The following is a 1,011-nucleotide window of genomic DNA, read 5'->3' as shown; positions in this document are numbered from 1 at the left end:
TTTGGGATTAGATGTGGGGTCTAAAACAGTCGGCGTGGCTGTTTCTGATCCATTCGGTTGGACGGCCCAAGGGGTAGAAATCATTCCAATCGATGAAGAATTAGAAGATTTCGGTTTGGACCGACTTGGTGAATTAATTGCTGAGTATAAGGTAGAAGCGTTAGTTCTTGGTTTACCCAAGAATATGAACAATTCTATCGGTCCACGCGCTGAAGCATCACAAAAATACGGACAACTTGTGATAGACCGGTTTGATTTACCAGTCTTTTATCAGGATGAGCGGTTAACAACTGTTCAAGCAGAACGGATGTTAATTGCCAACGATGTCAGTCGTAAGAAGCGTAAGAAAGTGATCGATAAATTGGCTGCCGTATTGATTCTGCAAAATTATTTAGATGCCCACCCATCATAGTAGGTGTGCGGAAATTCGTTTAGAATTGATGGGCTGGACCAAAGGACGAGCAGTTACTGTTAAGTAATTGGAGCATCTTGGGAAGCGACGGATAATTCTGACTTTTCAAGCCCGATATGATGGTTATTGAGAGATATTGATTGAGTACGTTATAGGCTCAACACACGAGAGAAAAAGGAGATTTTCAAATGACTGAACATCATGAACATGACCACGAAGGTCACGAGCACATTACAATTGTTGACGAGGAAGGTAACGAGCAATTATTCGAAATTCTATTTACATTCGATTCAGAAGATTTCGGTAAATCATATGTAATTGTCTACCCAGCAGGCGTATCTGACGAAGAGGGCGTAGAATTACAAGCTTTCTCTTACGTTGAAAGTGAAGACGGCTTTGAAGGTCAATTAAATCCTATTGAGACTGAAGAAGAATGGGATATGGTAGAAGAAGTATTAGCAACATTTATCGAAGACGAAGATTTATAATCTGTCGCTTTAAGTAAATGTCAATATAAGAGAAAAAGCATCCAATTGATTTTGGGTGCTTTTTTCATGGAAAAAACTAAATAAATAATTGATGAGAAGAGTGGAAAATAA

At 39.1% G+C, this 1,011-nt stretch carries 2 protein-coding genes; both read left to right on the top strand.

What is annotated here, in order from left to right; all coding sequences use genetic code 11:
• The first annotated feature begins 1 nt into the window (after position 1).
• The gene (ruvX, locus tag ACRCJ0_RS15225; RefSeq protein WP_431388442.1) at positions 2-412 is read left to right on the top strand and encodes a Holliday junction resolvase RuvX; all 411 of its coding nucleotides are present in this window, start codon (positions 2-4) and stop codon (positions 410-412) included.
• Positions 413-600: 188 nt separating this feature from the next.
• Positions 601-900 carry a DUF1292 domain-containing protein gene (locus ACRCJ0_RS15220; RefSeq protein WP_016897544.1) on the top strand — a complete coding sequence of 100 codons (300 nt, stop codon included), beginning with the start codon at positions 601-603 and terminating at the stop codon, positions 898-900.
• Positions 901-1,011: the final 111 nt, after the last annotated feature.

This window comes from Aerococcus sp. L_32, assembly GCF_050689315.1.
This window is presented reverse-complemented; position numbering and strand designations above follow the sequence as displayed.